This window comes from Companilactobacillus nuruki (genome assembly GCF_002872255.1).
GTDB classification, from domain to species: Bacteria; Bacillota; Bacilli; order Lactobacillales; family Lactobacillaceae; genus Companilactobacillus; species Companilactobacillus nuruki.
Map to the genome: position 1 here is coordinate 1 of NZ_NIPR01000019.1, position 3,143 is coordinate 3,143.

General features: G+C 47.9%; 1 rRNA gene. It reads right to left on the minus strand.

From position 1 onward, the window contains the following. Window positions 1-130: 130 nt before the first annotated feature. Window positions 131-3,048: ribosomal RNA gene (locus CBP76_RS06345) — 23S ribosomal RNA — on the minus strand. Between the last annotated feature and the right edge of the window lie 95 nt (window positions 3,049-3,143).

Genomic DNA, 3,143 nt, shown 5'->3' on the forward strand with positions numbered 1-3,143 from the left:
TCTGTGTTCGGCATGGGAACAGGTGTATCCTTCTCACTATCGCCACCACACTATTTTCGCTCGTACCTTCAAAACTAGATATTAAGACAATGAATTAATTGTACTACTAAAAACTGCTGTAAACTCTTACTCGATTAAGTCCTCGATCTATTAGTACTGCTCAGCTCCATGTATCGCTACACTTCCACCCGCAGCCTATCTACGTCATAATCTCTAACGGATCTTACTTCCATAAAGGAATGGGAAATCTCATCTCGAGGGGGGCTTCACACTTAGATGCTTTCAGCGTTTATCCCGTCCATACGTAGCTACCCAGCGATGCGCCTGGCGGCACAACTGGTACACCAGAGGTATGTCCATCCCGGTCCTCTCGTACTAAGGACAGCTCCTCTCAAATTTCCTACGCCCGCGACGGATAGGGACCGAACTGTCTCACGACGTTCTGAACCCAGCTCGCGTACCGCTTTAATGGGCGAACAGCCCAACCCTTGGGACCGACTACAGCCCCAGGATGCGATGAGCCGACATCGAGGTGCCAAACCTCCCCGTCGATGTGAACTCTTGGGGGAGATAAGCCTGTTATCCCCAGGGTAGCTTTTATCCGTTGAGCGATGGCCCTTCCATATGGTACCACCGGATCACTAACTCCGACTTTCGTCCCTGCTCGACTTGTCAGTCTCGCAGTCAAGCTCGCTTATACGTTTACACTCTGCGAATGATTTCCAACCATTCTGAGCGAACCTTTGAGCGCCTCCGTTACATTTTAGGAGGCGACCGCCCCAGTCAAACTGCCCACCAGACACTGTCCCCCACCGCGCTAAGCGGCGTGGGTTAGAGTTTTCATATAACAAGGGTAGTATCCCACCAACGCCTCCTTCGAAACTAGCGTTCCGAAATCAATGGCTCCTACCTATCCTGTACATGTCACACAAAAACTCAATATCAAGCTACAGTAAAGCTCCATGGGGTCTTTCCGTCCTGTCGCGGGTAACCCGCATCTTCACGGGTATTATAATTTCACCGAGTCTCTCGTTGAGACAGTGCCCAAATCATTACGCCTTTCGTGCGGGTCGGAACTTACCCGACAAGGAATTTCGCTACCTTAGGACCGTTATAGTTACGGCCGCCGTTTACTGGGGCTTCAATTCTCAGCTTCGCAAAAGCTAACTGATCCTCTTAACCTTCCAGCACCGGGCAGGCGTCAGCCCATATACGTCATCTTACGATTTAGCATAGACCTGTGTTTTTGATAAACAGTTGTTTGGGCCTATTCACTGCGGCTGGCTGTTACACCAGCACCCCTTCTCCCGAAGTTACGGGGTCATTTTGCCGAGTTCCTTAACGAGAGTTCACTCGCTGACCTTAGGATACTCTCCTCGACTACCTGTGTCGGTTTGCGGTACGGGTAGTTTATTTCTAACTAGAAACTTTTCTCGGCAGTGTGAGTTACTGTGCTTCGCTACTAAAATTTCACTCCCCATCACAGCTTGTCCTTAAAGATATAAGCATTTGACTCATATCAAGACTTACTGCTTGGACGCGCATATCCATCAGCGCGCACACATCATCCTCCTGCGTCCTTCCATCGTTCAAACAAAATAAACTAGTACGGGAATATCAACCCGTTATCCATCGATTACACCTCTCGGTCTCATCTTAGGCCCCGACTAACCCTGGGAGGACGAGCCTTCCCCAGGAAACCTTAGTCTTTCGGCCGACCAGATTCTCACTGGTCTTTCGTTACTCATACCGGCATTCTCACTTCTAATCACTCCACTGCTCCTCACGGTACAGCTTCAATGCAATTACAACGCTCTCCTACCACGTGTCTTACGACACATCCACAGTTTCGGTATCATGCTTAGCCCCGGTACATTTTCGGCGCAGAATCACTCGACTAGTGAGCTATTACGCACTCTTTGAATGAATGGCTGCTTCTAAGCCAACATCCTAGTTGTCTATGCGTTTCCACATCCTTTTCCACTTAGCATGAATTTTGGGACCTTAACTGGTGATCTGGGCTGTTTCCCTTTCGACGGTGGATCTTATCACTCATCGTCTGACTCCCGGGTATAGATCAATGGTATTCGGAGTTTATCTGAATTCAGTAACCCAAGACGGGCCCCTAGTCCAAACAGTGCTCTACCTCCACGATCCTAATCCCCGAGGCTAACCCTAAAGCTATTTCGGAGAGAACCAGCTATCTCCAAGTTCGTTTGGAATTTCACCGCTACCCACAACTCATCCCAGCATTTTTCAACATACACGGGTTCGGTCCTCCAATGCGTTTTACCGCATCTTCAACCTGGTCATGGGTAGGTCACTTGGTTTCGGGTCTACATCAACATACTTAGACGCCCTATTCAGACTCGCTTTCGCTACGGCTCCGACTTTTCATCTTAACCTTGCATGTTAACGTAACTCGCCGGTTCATTCTACAAAAGGCACGCGATCACCCATAAACGGGCTCTCACTACTTGTAGGCACATGGTTTCAGGATCTATTTCACTCCGCTTCCGCGGTACTTTTCACCTTTCCCTCACGGTACTGGTTCACTATCGGTCACTAGTTAGTATTTAGCCTTGGGAGATGGTCCTCCCAGATTCCGACGGAGTTTCTCGTGTTCCGCCGTACTCAGGATACTGAATGGAGTGGGTCAGATTTCGTTTACGAGGCTTTCACTCTCTTTGGCCAAGCTTTCCAACTTGTTCAACTATCATTACCTTTTGTTCTCACAACATCAGTCCTACAACCCTAAAGAGCAAGCTCTTTAGTTTGGGCTATTCCCGTTTCGCTCGCCGCTACTCAGGGAATCGAATTTTCTTTCTCTTCCTGCAACTACTTAGATGTTTCAGTTCATTGCGTGTTCCTCTTGATTGCTATGTATTCACAAACAAGTAAATATCCATTACGATATTTGGGTTCCCCCATTCGGAAATCCCCGGATCAAAGCTTACTTACAGCTCCCCGAGGCGTATCGTCGTTAGTTACGTCCTTCATCGGCTACTAGTGCCAAGGCATCCACCATGCGCCCTTTATAACTTAATCTTTAAAACTTGACAAAATATGGAAATACATCCACTTTTATCGCGCAGTTTTCGGTGTTTCAATTAATTCATTAATTCTTAATATCCAGTTTTCAA